The organism is Phaeobacter sp. JH204B (assembly GCF_048055755.1).
Classification (GTDB): Bacteria; Pseudomonadota; Alphaproteobacteria; order Rhodobacterales; family Rhodobacteraceae; genus Phaeobacter; species Phaeobacter bryozoorum.
The window spans coordinates 114,278-131,294 of record NZ_JAYMXF010000010.1; the positions used below are offsets into that span (position 1 = coordinate 114,278).

At 61.0% G+C, this 17,017-nt stretch carries 16 protein-coding genes; 6 read left to right on the forward strand and 10 right to left on the reverse strand.

What is annotated here, in order from left to right:
* The first annotated feature begins 66 nt into the window (after window positions 1–66).
* Window positions 67–525 carry a glyoxalase superfamily protein gene (locus VXL81_RS06125; RefSeq protein WP_416553349.1) on the forward strand — a complete coding sequence of 153 codons (459 nt, stop codon included), beginning with the start codon at window positions 67–69 and terminating at the stop codon, window positions 523–525.
* Window positions 526–648: 123 nt separating this feature from the next.
* Here the strand turns inward: VXL81_RS06125 and VXL81_RS06130 are convergent, their stop codons facing one another.
* Entirely contained in the window at window positions 649–2,088 is a 1,440-nt protein-coding gene (locus tag VXL81_RS06130; RefSeq protein ID WP_416553351.1) for an aldehyde dehydrogenase family protein, read from the reverse strand.
* 320 nt (window positions 2,089–2,408) lie between these two features.
* On the opposite strand from VXL81_RS06130, the gene VXL81_RS06135 reads away from it, so the two are divergent.
* The gene (locus VXL81_RS06135) at window positions 2,409–3,059 is read left to right on the forward strand and encodes a peroxiredoxin (protein WP_340546903.1); all 651 of its coding nucleotides are present in this window, start codon (window positions 2,409–2,411) and stop codon (window positions 3,057–3,059) included.
* A gap of 89 nt (window positions 3,060–3,148) precedes the next feature.
* On the opposite strand, the gene VXL81_RS06140 is transcribed toward VXL81_RS06135, so the two are convergent.
* Together VXL81_RS06140 and pnp are read right to left on the reverse strand one after the other, a co-directional pair.
* Complete coding sequence (locus tag VXL81_RS06140) at window positions 3,149–3,865, reverse strand: glycosyltransferase family 25 protein (RefSeq protein ID WP_340546902.1); 717 nt, start codon at window positions 3,863–3,865, stop codon at window positions 3,149–3,151.
* 122 nt (window positions 3,866–3,987) lie between these two features.
* On the reverse strand, window positions 3,988–6,126 hold the full coding sequence (pnp, locus tag VXL81_RS06145; protein WP_340546901.1) for a polyribonucleotide nucleotidyltransferase: 2,139 nt from the start codon (window positions 6,124–6,126) through the stop codon (window positions 3,988–3,990).
* A gap of 353 nt (window positions 6,127–6,479) precedes the next feature.
* Here pnp and VXL81_RS06150 point away from each other — a divergent pair, with 353 nt between their 5' ends.
* Window positions 6,480–8,096, forward strand: a complete 1,617-nt coding sequence (locus VXL81_RS06150; protein ID WP_416553353.1) for a class I SAM-dependent methyltransferase — start codon at window positions 6,480–6,482, stop codon at window positions 8,094–8,096.
* A gap of 98 nt (window positions 8,097–8,194) precedes the next feature.
* On the opposite strand, the gene rpsO is transcribed toward VXL81_RS06150, so the two are convergent.
* The 6 genes from rpsO to rbfA form a co-directional block, all read right to left on the reverse strand.
* Window positions 8,195–8,464, reverse strand: a complete 270-nt coding sequence (rpsO, locus tag VXL81_RS06155; protein WP_340546899.1) for a 30S ribosomal protein S15 — start codon at window positions 8,462–8,464, stop codon at window positions 8,195–8,197.
* A 213-nt stretch (window positions 8,465–8,677) separates the two neighbouring features.
* Complete coding sequence (locus VXL81_RS06160; RefSeq protein WP_416553355.1) at window positions 8,678–9,718, reverse strand: calcium-binding protein; 1,041 nt, start codon at window positions 9,716–9,718, stop codon at window positions 8,678–8,680.
* A gap of 109 nt (window positions 9,719–9,827) precedes the next feature.
* Window positions 9,828–10,346 (reverse strand): DUF1643 domain-containing protein, encoded by a 519-nt coding sequence (locus VXL81_RS06165; protein ID WP_416553357.1) that lies wholly within the window; start codon window positions 10,344–10,346, stop codon window positions 9,828–9,830.
* A 43-nt stretch (window positions 10,347–10,389) separates the two neighbouring features.
* Window positions 10,390–11,295, reverse strand: coding sequence for a tRNA pseudouridine(55) synthase TruB (gene truB, locus VXL81_RS06170; protein ID WP_416537645.1), 906 nt, complete (start codon window positions 11,293–11,295; stop codon window positions 10,390–10,392).
* A 129-nt stretch (window positions 11,296–11,424) separates the two neighbouring features.
* Window positions 11,425–12,168, reverse strand: coding sequence for a phosphodiester glycosidase family protein (locus VXL81_RS06175; RefSeq protein WP_416553394.1), 744 nt, complete (start codon window positions 12,166–12,168; stop codon window positions 11,425–11,427).
* Between the two features lie 11 nt (window positions 12,169–12,179).
* Window positions 12,180–12,575: a 30S ribosome-binding factor RbfA gene (gene rbfA, locus VXL81_RS06180; RefSeq protein WP_340546895.1), complete on the reverse strand. Its 396-nt coding sequence runs from the start codon at window positions 12,573–12,575 to the stop codon at window positions 12,180–12,182.
* Between the two features lie 113 nt (window positions 12,576–12,688).
* Between rbfA and dapB the strand changes: the two genes are divergently transcribed.
* Window positions 12,689–13,510, forward strand: a complete 822-nt coding sequence (gene dapB / locus VXL81_RS06185) for a 4-hydroxy-tetrahydrodipicolinate reductase (protein ID WP_416553359.1) — start codon at window positions 12,689–12,691, stop codon at window positions 13,508–13,510.
* A 60-nt stretch (window positions 13,511–13,570) separates the two neighbouring features.
* Here dapB and VXL81_RS06190 read toward each other — a convergent pair whose 3' ends face one another.
* Window positions 13,571–13,777 (reverse strand): DUF1674 domain-containing protein, encoded by a 207-nt coding sequence (locus VXL81_RS06190; RefSeq protein ID WP_416553361.1) that lies wholly within the window; start codon window positions 13,775–13,777, stop codon window positions 13,571–13,573.
* A 91-nt stretch (window positions 13,778–13,868) separates the two neighbouring features.
* Between VXL81_RS06190 and VXL81_RS06195 the strand changes: the two genes are divergently transcribed.
* Both VXL81_RS06195 and VXL81_RS06200 read left to right on the forward strand, forming a co-directional pair.
* Entirely contained in the window at window positions 13,869–15,131 is a 1,263-nt protein-coding gene (locus tag VXL81_RS06195; protein WP_416537642.1) for an RsmB/NOP family class I SAM-dependent RNA methyltransferase, read from the forward strand.
* Window positions 15,132–15,257: 126 nt separating this feature from the next.
* Window positions 15,258–17,000: a heparinase II/III family protein gene (locus VXL81_RS06200; RefSeq protein ID WP_416537641.1), complete on the forward strand. Its 1,743-nt coding sequence runs from the start codon at window positions 15,258–15,260 to the stop codon at window positions 16,998–17,000.
* The last annotated feature ends 17 nt before the right edge of the window (window positions 17,001–17,017 follow it).

Below are 17,017 nucleotides of genomic sequence, written 5' to 3' on the forward strand. Positions count from 1 at the left end.
GATGCGCCAATGGCAATGCGGGCCCCATTTATCCGGCGCATCTTGTTGATTGGACAAGAGGCAAGAATGACAAATAGCCAGACAGATCTCCCGCCCATTGGGAGCCTCAAGCAGCAGGCCCGCAATCTGCGCGCTCAGTTGCAGGCACGTAACCACACACTCTCGCATAGCACCGCGCTTGAGATGGTGGCCCGGCAATATGGCTACAAGGATTGGAACACGATCAGCGCCAAGGCTGACAGGCCACGCCCGGATGTTGCGCAGCAGGCGTTGCAGATCGGGCAGATCCTGAGGGGCAGCTACCTTGGCCAGGCCTTCACAGCCGAGCTGCGAGGGTTGCAGGTGTTTGCTGGCGGCGCCCGACGACGCGTTACCCTGCATCTGGAACAACCGGTCGATGTTGTGAAATTCGACAGTTTCTCAGCGCTGCGCCAGCGGATCACCGGAACCATCGGCTGGGATGGCCGCTCAGCTGAGTGTACCTCCGACGGCCTGCCCCAACTGGTGCTTGAACTGCCCAATTAGAGCCTGTTTTGCACCAGCATGAGGCGCCAGCAAAGCCCTGGTCCCAGCAAAGCCCTGATGCAGGAAAGCAAGGAGCCGCCCTCTGGGGGCGGCTCCTGTTGTTCTGGACCCAGAAAAATAGGCCTATTCTGCAGCCCAGCCGCCGACGGCTTTGACTTCCAGGAAGTCCTCGATGCCCCAGCTGCCGCCTTCGCGGCCGTTGCCAGATTGCTTCATCCCGCCAAAGGGAGATCCGGCGGAGCGGGATTTGCCGTTCATCTCGATCATGCCGGCGCGCAGTTTGCGAGCCATGCGATTGGCACGGGCCGCATCCTGTGTCTGCACATAGTTGGTCAGCCCGTAGGGGGTATCGTTGGCGATTTCGATCGCTTCTTCTTCGGTCTCGAAGGGGATAATCGACAGCACCGGGCCAAAGATCTCTTCGCGGGCGATGGCCATCTGGTTGTTCACATCGGCAAAGACGGTGGGCTTGACATAAAAACCCTGGTTCAGCCCATCAGGACGGCCGGTTCCACCTGCGACAAGGCGGGCGCCTTCGTCGATGCCTTTCTGGATCAGATCCTGGATCTTAGTCCATTGCAGTTCGTTCACAACCGGCCCGATGTGGCGGCCTTCGCTGGAGGCGGGGCCAACCTCCACCTTGCTGGCAACAGCAGCAGCTTCTTCGACAGCTTTGTCATAGATGCTTTTCTGAACCAGCATCCGGCTTGGGGCGTTACAGCTCTGGCCGGTGTTGTTCATCATATGCAGGACACCGCGCTTGACGGCCTTGTCATCGGCATCTTCAAAGATGACGTTGGCGCCTTTGCCACCCAGCTCCAGATGAACTTTTTTCAGCGTGTCGGCTGCGGCCTTGGAAATCGCCGTGCCTGCGCGGGTCGACCCGGTAAAGGACACCATATCCACGTCCGGGTGGCTGGACAGCTGAGTGCCGACACCGGCGCCGTCGCCATTGACCAGATTGAATACGCCCGCAGGGAAACCGGCCGCATCCATCATTTCGGCAAAGATCATTGCATTGAGCGGGCTCTGCTCTGAGGGTTTCAGAACCATAGTGCACCCGGCAATGGCCGCCGCGCCAACTTTCAGTGTGACCTGATTCATCGGCCAGTTCCACGGCGTGATCAGCGCAGCGACACCAACCGCCTCGTGGATGATACGATCATTCGGGGCATGGTCACCCAGCGGCGCTTCGAAGGAGAACGCCTTGGCCGCCTTGATGAAATTGCGCAGATGCCAGCTGCCAGCGCCTGCCTGCTGGGTGCGGGCCATATCAATCGGCGCACCCATTTCGATGCTCATTGCCTGCGCCAGATCTTCAGTGCGGCTCTCATAGATCTCGATCAGCTTTTCGACCAGCGCGATGCGCTCTTCTACCGGAGTGGCCATCCAGCCCGGCAGCGCCGCCTTTGCAGCCGCGACGGCAGCATCTGTATCCGCCGCACTGCCAAGCGAGATGACCGCGCAAGGCGCTTCGGTCGATGGGTCGATCACTTCGAAATCATTCGGGGCAGCCGGGGCGACCCATTGGCCGTTGATGTAAAAATCACGTTTCTCGATCATCTGTCGATCTCCCGATTGTCAGGGTGTGACGGGGCGGTGCCCGCGATTGGCGGACACTCTGTCACTGGCGTTTCGGATGAGCAAGGGGGGGAATTCATAATTTGATCAAATTTTGCAGCGGAATAATTTTCGCCACTTTGACCCTATATGGAACGGCGGTATGATGCCCGGCACCAATCCGTGCAGATGTTCCGATGGGGGCAGATTGACGCGTGGGGCGATCTTTTCGTCTGCCTGTCGCCCATCAAGGGTTTAACCTGCGCGCCGAGTGGTTAGGTTACTCACCAGATAGCATTCATTTGACAGCAGAGGAGAGACCCATGGGTTTGCGTATCAATGATGTGGTTCCGGATTTCACCGCAGAAACCGATCAGGGCACCGTCTCGTTTCATGACTGGATCGGCGACAGCTGGGCGATCCTGTTTTCCCACCCCAAGGATTTTACACCGGTTTGCACCACAGAGTTTTCTGCCGTGGCGCAGCTGGCTGATGAATGGGCTGCACGCAACACGAAGGTGATCGGTGTGTCCGTGGATGGTGTCGAAGACCACAAGAAATGGAAAGGCGACATCGAAAGCTACGGCAAAGCTGCGGCAGGCTTTCCGATCATCGCGGATGAAGGTCTGGCTGTCTCCAAGGCTTTCGACATGCTGCCGGCAGAGGCCTATCTGCCTGATGGCCGCACGCCCGCAGATAGCGCCACGGTGCGGTCGGTCTTCATCATCGGACCTGACAAGCAACTGAAGCTGTCGATGACCTACCCGATGACCGTCGGGCGCAATTTTGCGGAGATTCTGCGCGCGCTGGATGGCCTTCAGATGTCCGGCAAAGGTGTAGCAACTCCGGCAAACTGGGTTCCGGGCGAAGATGTCATCATCCCCCCCAGCGTCTCGAACGAGGATGCGAAGGCTAAATTTGGCGAGTTCGAAACGATCTTCCCCTATCTGCGCAAGACCAAAGCGCCAGAGTGATCTGTAGGAAGGCGTAGCGGGGCACGTAAGCGGCCCTGCTGACATGTCGTCATGAACAGGGGCCGTCTGGCCCCTTTTCTATTGCGGGTCTAACCGGGCTTTTGCGATCGCAAGGCGACCTGTGTCCGGTAGAGCGCGCGTTTCAGCTCCCGCGCAAGCTTGCCACCTGCTGGACGGGATTGGATGGTTGATCCGCCCAGGGCCTCGGTCAGCTCAGATGCGCCGTTTGGCCATATGGTATGTACTGGCTGGCGGTGAACCCAGTGCATCTGAAGGAAGGTGTCAACCGGCCGGTCCAGCGTCTCGCTTGCTTCCAGCAATCGGGCGGCGGCGGTCTTGCCCACCACCTGTGCCACGGTTTGCAGTCCGATGCGCCTTGGCAGAAACATGCGCGCCGCGCCTGTTTGCGCTACGACCTGCCGCGCTGACTCGCGCTGTTTGGCAGGCAGGCGGATGAAGTGATCCTTGTCGGCATGGTTGCCGACAAGCGCCATCGCGTCGCGCCAGAGGTTGGGCTCAAACGCCAGATCGTCCTCAACGATCAGTCCGAAATCATCCATGCCTTCCGCGATTTTCTGCCAGCACTTGCGATGGGATAGAAAACATCCGACTTCGCCTGCCCGCAGCGCGAAGGGGTAATGTGGCCGGTGCAGATCCCCATCGCAGAGAGGCACAAGTCCCGCCTGAAGCGCCGCCCGGCCGTTGACCGCCTCGACCACTTCCGGCTGCGGCAGCTGCGCCATCAGACGCGCCACATTTGGCGCGCGTTTCTGATCGTCGGCCATATGAATGATGTAGGATCTCATGCTCCCAGAGGTAGCGATCTTGACCGGTGGTGAAAAGAGGCGAACAGGAACCAGCTGCCACTGAAACGAAGAAACCCCGCCATTTCTGGCGGGGTTCCGGGTGCTTGGAAAGGGAAGGCAGATTACTCTGCGTCTTCTTTCTTCTCGGCTTTGATTTCTTCGCCGGTTTCCTGATCCACGATTTTCATGGACAGGCGGACCTTGCCGCGATCGTCAAAGCCCAGCAGCTTTACTTTCACTTCCTGGCCTTCCTTCAGAACGTCCGAAGGGTGGTTCAGGCGGCGGTTTTCGATCTGGGACACATGCACCAGGCCGTCACGCTTGCCGAAGAAGTTCACGAAGGCGCCGAAGTCGACGATCTTCACAACCTTACCGGTGTAGATGGCGCCTTCTTCCGGCTCTGCCACGATCGAGTGGATCATGTCGTAGGCCTTCTGGATCGCGGTGCCGTCGGCCGATGCGATCTTGATCACGCCGTCGTCGTTGATGTCGACTTTCGCGCCGGAGGTTTCCACGATTTCGCGGATGACCTTACCGCCGGAGCCGATCACTTCACGGATCTTGTCGGTCGGGATCTGCATGGTCTCAATGCGGGGCGCATGGACGGAGAACGCGTTGGTTTCCGACAGTGCCTTGGCCATTTCGCCGAGGATGTGCAGACGGCCGTCTTTGGCCTGATCCAGTGCCTTTTCCATGATCTCAGGCGTGATGCCTGCAACCTTGATGTCCATCTGCAGCGAGGTGATACCGTTCGCAGTACCGGCCACCTTGAAATCCATGTCGCCCAGGTGGTCTTCGTCGCCCAGAATGTCCGACAGGATCGCGTAGGAGCCGTCGTCTTCCAGGATCAGACCCATCGCGACACCGGCAACCGGTGCCTTCAGCGGCACGCCGGCGTCCATCATGGACAGCGAACCACCACAGACCGACGCCATCGAGGAGGAGCCGTTCGATTCGGTGATCTCGGACACCACGCGGATGGTGTAGGGGAAATCGGTCGGAGCAGGCAGAACAGCCTGCAGCGCGCGCCATGCCAGTTTGCCGTGGCCGATTTCGCGGCGACCGGGCGAGCCGACACGACCAACTTCACCCACCGAATAGGGAGGGAAGTTATAGTGCAGCAGGAAGTTGGATTTGAAGTTGCCGTGCAGCGCGTCGATGAACTGCTCATCGTCGCCGGTGCCGAGGGTGGTTACGGCCAGGGCCTGGGTTTCACCACGGGTGAACAGGGCCGAACCATGGGTCCGCGGCAGCAGGCCGGTTTCCGATTCGATCGCGCGCACATCGGTGGTCGAGCGACCGTCGATCCGCTTGCCGGTTTTTACGACGTCGCCGCGCAGAATGGCTGCTTCCAGCTTCTTCATGGCGGAGCCGAGGTTGGCGTCTTCCAGCTGTTCTTCGGTCAGCGATGCCTTGATTGCCTCACGCGCGGCGGCAACAGCGGCGGTGCGCTCCTGCTTGTCGGTGATCGCAAATGCAGCGCGCATCTGCTCTTCGCCTGCGGCTTTCACTGCGGCGAACAGCTCCGAATAGTCAGCAGGCTGGAAATCGAACGGCTCTTTGGCCGCGTCTTCCGCCAAGGAGATGATCAGGTCGATCACCGGCTGGATCTGCTCGTGAGCGAATTTTACCGCACCCAGCATCTCTGCTTCGGTCAGTTCGTAGGCTTCGGATTCAACCATCATCACGGCGTCTTTGGTGCCGGCGACAACCAGATCCAGACGCTGATCAGGGTTCAGGCGCAGATCCTGCATGTCGTCAACGGTCGGGTTCAGGACGTACTCGCCGCCCTCAAAGCCAACGCGCGCAGCCGCAATCGGACCCATGAAGGGTGCGCCGGACAGGGTCAGCGCTGCGGAGGCCGCGATCATCGCAACCATGTCGGGATCGTTGACCAGATCGTGGCTCAGCACGGTGCACATCACCAGGACTTCATTTTTGAAGCCGGGGACGAACAGCGGGCGGATCGGACGGTCGATCAGACGCGCGGTCAGGGTTTCTTTTTCGGTCGGGCGTGCTTCACGCTTGAAAAATCCGCCGGGGACCTTGCCCGCAGCGTAGTATTTTTCCTGATAGTGAACCGTCAGGGGGAAGAAGTCCTGACCCGGCTTCTGCTGGCGGGCAAAAGTGACGTTTGCCATGACCGAGGTTTCGCCCAGGGTGGCAATCACTGTGCCATCGGCCTGACGGGCAACCTTGCCGGTCTCCAGTGTGAGCGTCTCTTCGCCCCACTGCATTGATTTCTTTGTAACGTTAAACATTCAGCTTATCCTAGCTGGGAGCACTCCCGGGCGTATCCCGGGTCTCCCGTTTGATGTGGCGGCCCCATTGCCGCCGACCCCTCTCTATCTTTCTTTCGACTGCCGGGGTCTTGGCAGCACGTCTCAGATAGGCCGCCCTTACAGGATTTTTCCACAGATTGAAAGAGCAAGCGCCAGGAGCCGTCGCAGCCTGTGCCCCGTTTGTCGGCATCGTTCGTGTCGATCCTCCGCTATCTGGGCGTGGTTGGTGAATTGCGGCCTGCGTTAACCGGATCCTCAGCGTTTTTATGGAAAATTTGCGCAATCCAGAAGGGTAAGACGACGTCGACCCCAACACTTAGAACAGGTGCTGAATGAACGATTGGACTTCCGGCTATGTCGCCGAACTCGACTATACGCACGACTTTTTTCACGAGATGACGCCCTCCCGCCTTGCCTTCAGCGCCGTGTCTCGGGGACATCGGCATGGGCTGGACAGCGATGAACTGACCTATTGTGAGCTGGGCTGTGGTCAGGGCTTCACAGCCAATCTTCTGGCCGCAGCCAATCCGCATATCGATGTCCACGCGATGGACTTTAACCCGGCCCATATCGCCGGTGCCAATCGCCTGGCCGCGGAAGCAGGACTGGCAAACGCCCACTTCTACGAAAGATCCTTTGAGGATTTTGAAGAAGAGGCGGAGCTGCCAAATACCTTTGACGTCATTGCGCTTCACGGTGTCTACAGCTGGATTTCGCGAGAGAACCAACAACGGATCACCGGGTTCATCTCCCGTCGTCTGAAACCCGGTGGGTTGGTCTATATCAGTTACAATACGCAGCCGGGCTGGGCGCCATCTATGCCGCTGCGCAGGATTCTGACCGATCGCGCCGCGCAGGGCAGCGGTCCGTTGGAGCAACGTATAGAAGACGCATTGAATTTTGCCGAGCGGTTGAAACAGGTCGGAGCCGAATTTTTTGTCTCAAACCCCGGCCAGTTGAGACGGCTGAGTGAAATGAAAACCATGTCGCGAAACTATCTGGCGCATGAGTTTTTCAACAAGGACTGGACGCCATTCCACTTTGCCGATGTGGCGGAGGATCTGGCGCAGGCCAAACTTGAGTTTCTCGGTGCTGCGAACCCGTTGGATCATGTCGATGACATCTGCTTGAGCAGTCCGCAACTTGCGCTGCTGGCGGAGGAAAGCAATGCAAACAGGCGCGAGGGGCTGCGTGATGTTCTGCTGAATGAACAGTTCCGGGCCGATATCTTTTCGCGTGGGCATGTGCCGCATACGGAACGCGGCAGCGTTGGCGCATGGTTTCAGACTGGCTTTGCCCTCGCACGTCACTATGGATCCGGCCCGTTGAAGATCAGCTGGCGCAATGGGGATGTTGCGCTTGAGGCCGGTCAGTATGAACCTGTCCTGAGAGCTTTGGCCGAGGGGCATAAAACAGTTCGGGCGCTGCTGGAGCAGGGCGTGTTTGCCGATATGACCTGGGGCGAGATCACGCGGCTGCTGACGATCCTGACGGGGGCGGGTCATATCGTTCCCTGTCTGCCTTCAGAAGGCTATGCGGATCGCGCGGCGCAGTGCCAAGCATTTAACCTTGCCGTGTGCAAAAATGCTGAAGACAGCGAAAGACTGGGCTTCCTGGCCTCTCCTGTCACCGGTGGGGGGGTCGCGGTGGATCGCATGGAACAGCTGTTCCTCCTGGCCCAAAGCGAAGGGCAAACGGCGCCCAATGACTGGGCCGAATTTGCCTGGCAGATCCTTGGGCCGCAGGGGCAGCGGTTGGAGCAGGACGGGCGCGTTCTGACCCGGCCTGAGGAAAACCTGGCGGTCTTGCGCGCCCGGGCTCATGCCTTTGCCGCGCGCCGACTGGACATTCTTACCGGGCTTGGCGTGAGCTTGATTGCCGCCGATCCGTTACTGTCTGACGCCGTTGCGCCAAAGGCTGCGCTATCAGGACGTAGCACGGCGGCCTAGTGACCGGGCAATTGCATAATCGGCCTGTGTCTCAAACACGAAAAACGCCCGCTTCCGATAGGAGCGGGCGTTGAATTTCAACCGTCTGGTCGTCGCTATTAGCGACGGATGCCCAGGCGTTTGATGAGGTCCTGATAGCGGGCCACGTCTTTGCCTTTGGTGTAGTCCAGCAGCTTACGGCGCTGAGCAACCATCTTCAGAAGGCCACGACGACCGTGGTTGTCCTTCTTGTGGGTTTTGAAGTGCTCGGTCAGGGTGTTGATGCGCGAGGTCAGGATTGCAACCTGGACTTCCGGGGAACCGGTGTCGCCTTCTTTGGTTGCGAATTCTTTCATCAGGCGGGCTTTTTCTTCAGCAGTGATCGACATCGGGGTCTCCTTTGAAGGTTTGTGTGAATGGCGCAGGCCGGGATGTCGTCCAGCACAGGCCCATGGAGGCGTCTCAGGCTCGGCCGCCTTCCGCAGAAAGCGGCATAACCATTGAACAGGTCGCGCGTATACGCAGATTCTCGGGAAATAGCAAAAGGTTTCGGTCGGGTGTGGGCCGGGGATTGGCGTCGGAGCTAAATGAACGGGATCTGATCAGCCGAGTGTCAGGCCGCTGCTGGCGCTGTTGGTGGCCAATACGCCAAACCGGAGCGCGGCATCCTGATCGACGACCAGAATGTCCGATGCCGACAATTGTTCTGGCCCGGTGACGCGCAGCGCCTCGATCCCGTCAATGGTCACGATATGCTCACCCGGTGCATCCGGGTTGTTGGTGACTTCCACGGTGGGCGCCTCCGGGCCGAATTGATCCCAGATCACAACCAGTTGATCCTCATCGACGTTGAAATCCGACATGTCGATGGCGGCAGTGGGATCAGCCTCGTTACCGTCGCCGACTGCGCTCGCGTGGAACTCACCTGCTGCAAAAATGAGGTGGTCGGCCCCATCCCCTGTCGAAACGATATCACCGGCGCCCGCCAAAATCGTGTCATCCCCGTCGCCACCGTTGAGATAATCCGTGGTAATGCCATCGTCGCTGCCGATCAGGCGATCATTGCCGGTGCCACCAAACAGCGTATCCTTGCCCAGGCCACCAGTCAGGTGATCGTCGCCATCGTTGCCATGTAGCGCGTCTCGCCCGTCCGCCCCGGTCAGCGTGTCATTGCCCTGGCCGCCATGGGCCACGTCATCGCCATCACCACCATCGAGCTGGTCATGACCGAAATGGCCAAACAGCGTGTCGTTGCCGCTGTCTCCGCTCAGACTGTCGTCCCCGCCCTCTCCGTGCAACAGATCGTCACCGTGATGCGCCTCAAGCGTGTCGTCACCCTCACCACCGTAAAGGCTGTCGTCGCCCTCACCGCCCTCGACGGTGTCATCTCCATCGCGGCCGTTCAGCTGATCGTTGCCGCCCAGCCCCTGCAGGTCGTCATCCTGATCGCTGCCGCCGAGCTGGTCGCTGTCCTCTGTGCCGGCCTTCACGAAATCATCAAGTGAAACCATATCGGTTGCTGTGTCATCGGTCACCCCGTCATTGTCTGCAGACCCTGTCTCAGAGGCGTCTGGATCATCGCCGCCCTCGTCAATCAACAAGATACCACCGACGGCGGCGACTCCCAAAATTGCAGCCAGCATCAACATTCCGGCGACCCCTCATGACAACACGCGGAACACCCGCATTATCAAAGTTGCACACGTATTGGTTGAATATCAAAGCAATTCAGAAGCGATGGTTAGCGAGGCCTTACCCGATCAAGGGCAGCCAGCGTTCCGGCTGCTGGGTATAGCGGATGTAAAGCGGGTGCTTTGGGTGGCCGGCCTTGCTCAATCCCAGGTGAAACAGCGGTTTACCGGTTTCGGCGAGAGCACCAGCAACCCTGACCCCTTGCTGGCGAAACGCGCCATGGGTGCCCCAGGCGCAGATAACCCGATCCGCCCAGCCTGCTCCGTCCAAGATCATCGCCAGATTGTCAGGACCGACCGGGTCCGCCGCCCGTTTCATGTCACGCGGATCGGTGGCCCGAATGGCAAAGATATTGGTTGCGCGGAACCCGCCATACCCAAGGGCGCGCGCCCGCCGCTCGCAGCGTTCGATAGTGGGGTCATTCTGCACTTCCGTCGCGGTTGACGGGTTGAGCATGACAAACATCACACGCGGTCCAGCCGGGTCCCAGACACGGCTGAGACTATAGCGGTATTGCTCACAGTCGGAATAGACCGCGCTGGAGGGGGCATCGCCCTTGGTGTGGCTACGGTGGATCATGCGGCTTGTGGTGGCGAGCGTCCGCGCCTGTGTCAACCGTGGTTCAGCGTACGAACACACGGCTGGGGTGCAGCTCGCCGGATTTGTAATGACCAACTGCGACCGCAAGCCCATCCAGCGAGGCCCAAGCCTCTTCCCCGTATTCCACGTCAGAGGCAAGCACCATTCCGGGATTGCCATTGCGCAGTTTCGCCGCGCCTTCGGGAGTACAGGTCAGCTGCGGCAGATCCGCGAGACCTTCCTCCAGCGGGCGCAGAAACCCATCCAGATCCGGGGATTTGGCCATCTCATCCAGAGTTTCCAGGCTGATGCCATCCTCGGCATCAAACGGCCCGGACCAGATACGGCGCAGACATTTCACATGGCCATGGCATCCAAGTGCCGCGCCCAGATCCCGCGCGATCGACCGGACATAGCCGCCCTTGCCACAGGTCATTTCAAGCACGACATGGTCCGCATCCGGCCGGTCCACCAGGATCAGCTCCTCCACCCAGAGCGGGCGAGCTGCGAGCTCGATATCCTCGCCGTCGCGGGCGAGTTTGTAGGCGCGCTGGCCGTCCACCTTCACGGCTGAGAACTTCGGCGGCACCTGCATGATATCACCTAGGAATTGCGGCAGGGCCGCAATGATATCTTCGTCGCTCGGGCGGGTGTCGCTGCTGGCGATTACCTCGCCTTCGGCATCATCGGTATTGGTCGCCTGACCAAGCCGCACGGTAAAGGTATATGCCTTCAGTGCGTCGGTGATATAGGGCACGGTCTTGGTCGCTTCACCTAGGGCCACCGCCAGGACGCCGGTCGCCTCGGGATCGAGCGTGCCGGCATGGCCCGCCTTCTTGGCGTCAAAGGCCCAGCGGACCTTGTTCACAACCGCAGTGGACGTCAGCCCCGCAGGCTTGTCGACCACCAGCCAGCCGGAAATATCGCGCCCTTTGCGTTTGCGTCCCATGTCATACCCCAATGTCATCGTCGGTGAGAGAGGCGCGCGGGGTAGCCCAGCTGTCAGGGCCTGTCAATCGCGCGCAGCTCCGAAATCCACCCGCGTGGGGCCCGGTTTGCGTCGGCGCCCTGTACGGTCTCAGTTCGTGGTCGCGTCCGGCTGCGTCCTGTCGGCCACGACGCCAACCACCGGCCCCATCATGAAGCCGGCATCACTCCGGTTGATCTGGGGCGCGTGCAGCCGTGAAATATTGCCGTCGAAATACAGCGCCCTCGGCAGGCCCAGGTGGTCTCGGAACAGGCTGCCGAACTGGTGAAAGGTGACAGCGTTACGCGAAATCGCAAAAACCACCCGCTGCCCGTCGGCACTGGTCCCGACCCCATTGCGAATGAAATATGAGGTCGAGTCCGGTAGAAACCGCGGATGCAGCGCACCTTCAATCACCAGCATCGGGCCCGACTGCGTGGCATAGCGGCATTGCGGGCCGGTTTTGGCAAAGGTCAGCGTTTCGATCACATCCGTGCGGGTTTCGCCGATGCACAGCACGCCATTTGGCAGCAGACCAAAATTTCCGGGGCCGGGCGTGGTGACCAGCCGCATCTCTTCGGCATCGCCGTCCTGATACAATCCAACCGGCGAGCGATCGCGGTGGTACATGCCTGCATTGGTGGCAAAGGGCAGCGTCTGCCCCTTGGCCTCCAGCTCGCTTTCGATTGTTGAGAAATGCCCGTAGATCTCGCCTGCATCATTCTTCAGAAACAGGCGTAGTTCGTCTTTCGTCACATCGACGTCGCAGATCGTGTAGCGGTTGCCGTCATAGGCGATGTCGCGGCAGTCCACTGCCGCAGCAGGCGCTGCCAAAAAGGCCAGCGCCACACCCATCGCCCAGCGAATCACTCGCCCGTGTCGCGGCGTACCGCGTCCTGCGACAGCATCCTGCGGGTGTCATCCATCCGGTCAAAGGTGTCGTCCAGCTGAAACCGCAGTTCCGGCGTGAACTTCAGCGCCAGCTTCTTGCCGATGATCCGGCGCAGTTCACCCTTGTTGCGGGCCATCAGCTTGAGCGTTTCCTCCTGCCCCTTGCCGCCCAGTGGCAGCACATAGGCGGTCGCAATACGAAGATCGGGTGAGGTGCGGACCTCGCCGACGGTGATCGACAGCCGGTTCAGTTCGGGATCATGCAGGTCGCCGCGCGCAAAAATCTCGGACAGGGCGCGGCGAATCAATTCGCCGACGCGGAGCTGACGTTGTGAGGGCCCGGTGCCCTCGTGGAGTTTGTTCTTAGCCATATATCCGATTTATGCCGAAAGCAGGGCTTTGCCAAGCGCAGCACAAGCGGTTAGGACAAAACCTGCACGAAACCGATCATCCGCGATCCAGCGCACAGACGAGGACCCCTGACATGGCAGATAGCAGCACGGACACACCCGGCATCGTGATCACCGGTGCCTCTGGTCGGATGGGCCAGATGCTGATCCGCACCATCATGGAGCACCCTGGCGCGCGTCTCGTTGGCGCGGTTGAGCGTGATGGGCATGACTGGATCGGCCAGGACGTGGGCCTTGCCATGGGCGGGGCCGAGATCGGCGTCACGGTGACGGATGATGCGCTCGCAGCTTTTGCCAGGGCACAGGCGGTGATTGATTTCACCAGCCCCGAGGCGACGATTGCCTTTGCCGAACTGGCGGCGCAGGCCCGAGCGGTCCATGTCATTGGCACCACCGGGATGAGCGATGCGCAGATTGCGCAGTTGGAACCGGCCTCGCGTCACTCGGTGCAGATGCGCGCCGGCAATATGAGCCTCGGCGTAAACCTGCTGGTACAGCTCACCAAGAAAGTCGCTGCCGCGCTCGACGAGGATTTCGATATCGAAGTGATCGAGGCCCACCATCACCATAAGGTCGACGCGCCATCGGGTACGGCCCTTATGCTGGGGGAGGCCGCCGCCGAGGGGCGCGGTGTGACGCTGGCGGATGTGACCGACAGCGGGCGCGACGGCATCACCGGCGCGCGCAAGCGCGGCGACATCGGCTTCAGCGCGATCCGGGGTGGCGATATCGTTGGCGAACACGACGTGTTGTTTGCCGGTCAGGGCGAGCGCATTGTTCTGCGCCATCTGGCAACCGATCGCGCGATCTTCGCCCGCGGCGCCATCAAAGCTGCGCTTTGGGGGCAGGACAAACAGCCGGGCCAATATGACATGCTCGACGTTCTGGGTCTCTGAGCTTCAGCGCCGTCAGGGCGGATAACCCTAGAAACAGGCCCGATCTCGGTCTGTCAGGCGTCAGAAATCGATGGCGATGCCCTTCTTTTCCCAGTCGCCGTAGCGCGCGGGATCGGGGCCGTCCCGACCGCCAAGTTCAACCGGGCGCTTGGCGGCTTCGGCCTCAGCAGCCTTGCGCCGCTCCGCAGCCTCGGCCAGCGCGCGCTGCGCGGCGGGGGGCAGCGGCTGGGCTGCTACTTGGGTCTTGGATTTCTTAGCGTCACTCATGCCTGCTTCCCTTGTTGTCGTTCTATGATATACGCCCGCGTCCGGCGTCGACAACCCATCGCGCCGCTGCCCCTATTGTCAGGAGACCCGCATGTCCAATGCAAGCCAAGCCCGCCGCCGTGCCATTCACCTGCTGGATCAGGTGCTGGGAGAGGGCAGGCTGTTGTCGGAATGCTACGCAGCGGGTGCGCTGGATAAACTGCCGGCAGAGGAACGCGCGCGCAGCCAGCGCCTGGCAACAGATACGTTGCGCAATCTCGAACGTGCCGACCGCATCCTGCAGAAACACTTGAAAAAATCGACACCGCTCACCGTGCACAACGCGCTGCGCATTGGCACGGTTGAGTTATGCCAGGGCGGGGCGGCGCATGGGGTGGTGAATGATATGGTGGGGATCATTTCTGGCCATCGTCGCCACGGAAAACTGAAGGGGCTGGTCAACGCGGTATTGCGCAAGGTGGCAGAGCAGGGGCCGGCTGAATGGGCCAAGCTGCGGGTGCCTCGCCTGCCGAAATGGCTGCGCAGCCCGCTGTCGCAGGCCTGGGGTGCTCCCGCGATGCTTGCGATCGAGGCTGCGCATCTGGCGGGCGCGCCGCTGGATCTGACTGCCAAACCGGGCGCCGACCTGTCTGCGCTGGACGCCACTAGGCTGCCGACAGGATCCTATCGCATCCACGGGTCCGTGCAGGTTTCTGGTCTGCCAGGGTTCGAGGGGGGCGACTGGTGGGTTCAGGATGCCGCCGCAGCGTTGCCCGCGCAGCTGCTGGCCGCCCAGCCCGGCGAATCGGTGCTTGATCTCTGCGCGGCGCCGGGTGGCAAGACCATGCAGATAGCCGCGGCTGGCGCCACGGTGACCGCCGTCGACCAATCCGCAGGCCGCATGGCACGGCTTTCGGAAAATCTCGCCCGTACCGGTCTGACCGCTACGGTGGTTGTCGGCGATGCCTTGGAGCAGACCGGTGCATATGATGCGGTATTGCTGGATGCACCTTGTTCGGCCACCGGTACGATCCGCCGCCATCCCGATCTGCCCCATGCCAAGGACGGCAGCGGCTTTGGCGCGCTGATTGAGTTGCAGGCACAGATGCTTGCCCATGCCTGGAGCCTCGTGAAACCCGGTGGACGGTTGATCTATTGCACCTGTTCGCTCCTGCCGGATGAGGGCGAATGCCAAGTAGAGGATGCCTTGGAAATGTTTCCCGACATGTCGGTTGGCACTCGACTGCAACAGCTGGACGGGATCGTCGCTGACTGGATCACCGAAGAAGGCGGCTTGCGCCTGCGCCCGGATTACTGGCCCGAGTTGGGCGGCATGGATGGGTTTTACATGGCGGAGCTGCGCAAGGCCGACTGAGACCGGCAACCCCTTGCCGATACTGCCCTGAGGTATCTGCCGCATTATCGGTGACTTGCCCGGTAACCGCCGCTATGCTCGGCGCAAAACGCCCCGGAAAATTTCTCTGGCGTGAGGCAAGAGAGCATGTCCCGATACGATAGAATGGCGCGGCGCGGCACCCGCCTTTTGAACCGCTATTACGCAAGGCGCGCCCGTCGGCAGCCCGGTGCCACGGCCTTTGTGTCGCAGCCTGAGCCGCGCACCATTGGCAGTTTTGCCCGTGGGCGTCAGCTGGTGGCGGGCAATCTTCTGTTTGCAGGCTATCTCGTCGAATCGCCCACGACCGGTCTTTGGGATGTTGTGGCACCTGACCTCGCCTTTGATGCGGAGCGCCACGGGTTTGCCTGGCTGGATGATCTGGCCGCTGTCGGTGATTTTCGCGCCCGCGAAAAAGCGCAGCTCTGGGTCTGGGGCTGGATCGAGGCTCACGGCAATGGCACCGGACCGGGCTGGTCGCCGGATCTGACCGGCCGCCGCGTGATCCGCTGGATCAATCATGCACTGTTTCTGTTAGCTGCGCGTGATGCAAAACAATCCGAGGCATTCTTTGGCGCCCTGTCCCGCCAGACGTGGTTCCTGTCGCGGCGCTGGCAGGGGGCCTCACCTGGATTGCCACGTTTTGAGGCGTTGACCGGGCTGATCTATGCCGGTCTGGCACTCAAGGGGCACGAAGATCAGGTCGATCCGGCCCTGAAAGCCCTCGCCGAGGAATGTGCCAGCCAGATCGACGATCAGGGCGGGCTGCCGACCCGTAACCCGGAGGAACTGCTGGAAGTCTTCACCCTGCTTACCTGGGCTGCCGCGGCGCTGCAGGATGTCGGACGCGGGGTTCCACCAGCACAGGTCGCAGCAATTGAACGGATTGCACCGACCCTGCGTACTTTGCGCCACGCCGATGGCGGACTGGCGCGCTTTCACGGCGGCGGGCGCGGGCTTGAGGGACGGCTCGATCATGCGCTGGCAGCGAGCCATGTCACCAAGCGCCATGCCGACGGGCTTGCAATGGGCTATGCCCGGCTCTCCGGGCGGCGCACCTCTGTCATCATTGACGCCTCTGTGCCGCCCAAGGGGCGCGCCTCATGGAACGGTCATGCCTCCACGCTGGCATTCGAACTGACCTCAGGCCGTCGCCCGCTGATCGTGAACTGCGGCTCTGGCGAAACCTTTGGCGTAGAATGGCGCCGTGCCGGGCGTGCCACGCCGTCGCATTCGACGCTGTGCATCGAGGGCCACTCAAGCGCCCGTCTCTCCGCTCCGGAACGGGGGAGTGGACATGAGCTGATGACAGAAGCCCCGGATAACGTGCCGCTCGATGTATCGGATCTGGAAGATGGCTATCGGTTCCAGGGTGGGCACAACGGATATGAACGTCATTTCGGCCTGACCCACGCGCGCACATTGGAGCTCGCCATGGATGGCCGTGGCCTTGCGGGCGAGGACATGTTGCTGGCGCTGGACACGACGAACAAACGACGCTTTGACAAGGCGATGGATGCCCATTCCCTGAGCGGCATCGGCTTTGAGATCCGCCTGCATCTGCACCCCGATGTGGACGCAGCCCTTGACTTGGGGGGCGCAGCAGTATCCATGGCGCTCAAGAGCGGGGAGATCTGGGTGTTCCGTCATGATGGGACCTGCGAATTGAAGCTGGAGCCCAGCGTGTACCTGGAAAAAACCCGCTTGAAGCCGCGTGCGGCAAAACAGATCGTTCTCTCCGGGCGGGCAATGAATTATGCCACGCGCATCCGGTGGACGCTCAGTAAGGCGCAGGAGACTGCCGTTGCCGTGCGAGACCTGAACCGGGACGACCCCGCGTTAACCGACTGAGCCTGAAAAGGACCGCC

What these genes read in the sequence shown, in the direction of transcription:
- VXL81_RS06125 (WP_416553349.1), top strand. Translation starts at nt 67, where the DNA reads ATGACAAATAGCCAGACAGATCTCCCGCCCATTGGGAGCCTCAAGCAG.
- VXL81_RS06130 (WP_416553351.1), bottom strand. Translation starts at nt 2,088, where the DNA reads ATGATCGAGAAACGTGATTTTTACATCAACGGCCAATGGGTCGCCCCG.
- VXL81_RS06135 (WP_340546903.1), top strand. Translation starts at nt 2,409, where the DNA reads ATGGGTTTGCGTATCAATGATGTGGTTCCGGATTTCACCGCAGAAACC.
- VXL81_RS06140 (WP_340546902.1), bottom strand. Translation starts at nt 3,865, where the DNA reads ATGAGATCCTACATCATTCATATGGCCGACGATCAGAAACGCGCGCCA.
- pnp (WP_340546901.1), bottom strand. Translation starts at nt 6,126, where the DNA reads ATGTTTAACGTTACAAAGAAATCAATGCAGTGGGGCGAAGAGACGCTC.
- VXL81_RS06150 (WP_416553353.1), top strand. Translation starts at nt 6,480, where the DNA reads ATGAACGATTGGACTTCCGGCTATGTCGCCGAACTCGACTATACGCAC.
- rpsO (WP_340546899.1), bottom strand. Translation starts at nt 8,464, where the DNA reads ATGTCGATCACTGCTGAAGAAAAAGCCCGCCTGATGAAAGAATTCGCA.
- VXL81_RS06160 (WP_416553355.1), bottom strand. Translation starts at nt 9,718, where the DNA reads ATGCTGGCTGCAATTTTGGGAGTCGCCGCCGTCGGTGGTATCTTGTTG.
- VXL81_RS06165 (WP_416553357.1), bottom strand. Translation starts at nt 10,346, where the DNA reads ATGATCCACCGTAGCCACACCAAGGGCGATGCCCCCTCCAGCGCGGTC.
- truB (WP_416537645.1), bottom strand. Translation starts at nt 11,295, where the DNA reads ATGGGACGCAAACGCAAAGGGCGCGATATTTCCGGCTGGCTGGTGGTC.
- VXL81_RS06175 (WP_416553394.1), bottom strand. Translation starts at nt 12,168, where the DNA reads ATGGGTGTGGCGCTGGCCTTTTTGGCAGCGCCTGCTGCGGCAGTGGAC.
- rbfA (WP_340546895.1), bottom strand. Translation starts at nt 12,575, where the DNA reads ATGGCTAAGAACAAACTCCACGAGGGCACCGGGCCCTCACAACGTCAG.
- dapB (WP_416553359.1), top strand. Translation starts at nt 12,689, where the DNA reads ATGGCAGATAGCAGCACGGACACACCCGGCATCGTGATCACCGGTGCC.
- VXL81_RS06190 (WP_416553361.1), bottom strand. Translation starts at nt 13,777, where the DNA reads ATGAGTGACGCTAAGAAATCCAAGACCCAAGTAGCAGCCCAGCCGCTG.
- VXL81_RS06195 (WP_416537642.1), top strand. Translation starts at nt 13,869, where the DNA reads ATGTCCAATGCAAGCCAAGCCCGCCGCCGTGCCATTCACCTGCTGGAT.
- VXL81_RS06200 (WP_416537641.1), top strand. Translation starts at nt 15,258, where the DNA reads ATGTCCCGATACGATAGAATGGCGCGGCGCGGCACCCGCCTTTTGAAC.